Below are 595 nucleotides of genomic sequence, written 5' to 3' on the forward strand. Positions count from 1 at the left end.
CGGGGCATCAGATGGCGCGAATCGCCAATACCGCGCAGCTCCCGGCGGATTTCCGCAACTTCGTGATTACGCTCTCCAGCAGTGATTTTTCGATCAGCCGCACCCTTGGCGTCGAGATTTGCCATGCCACCGCGCAGCAGATTGTGCCAGAGACCTTAGCGGCGCGTATTGCCGACGCGCTGCACACCGTCGCCACGCAAGGGGAATACAGCAGCGTTAAAGCGTTAGCCAGACTGGCTTGCGGCACGCCATGCTGGAGGGGGTATTGCCTTCGGTGCTGGATTGTCATGATTGTGCCGACTTCACGCTGGTGCCGTTGCTGTGGTGCCGCATCGCCTGGGGTGATGCCATTGCACCGGCCACCCGGGAAAAAATCGATGCCGCCATTCTGCACTTCCGTTACTGGATGGATGAGCCGGGCAACGACGTGCAGTGGTACTTCTCGGAAAACCATGCGCTGCTGTTCCACACCGCCGCCTACCTGGCGGGCAGCTTCTTCCCACAGGCCACCTTCGTGCGTACCAACCGCAGCGGGAGCGAGCAGGCTGCCGCTGGCAAGCAGCGGGTGCTCGATTGGCTCACGCATTTTGAATCC

The 595-nt window shown here is 61.2% G+C and carries 1 pseudogene; it reads left to right on the plus strand.

Going from position 1 to position 595, the window contains the following annotated elements:
* Positions 1–250: 250 nt before the first annotated feature.
* Positions 251–595: pseudogene (locus tag J5224_RS34080) on the plus strand (hypothetical protein); the annotation flags it as partial.

The organism is Candidatus Symbiopectobacterium sp. NZEC135 (assembly GCF_025962695.1).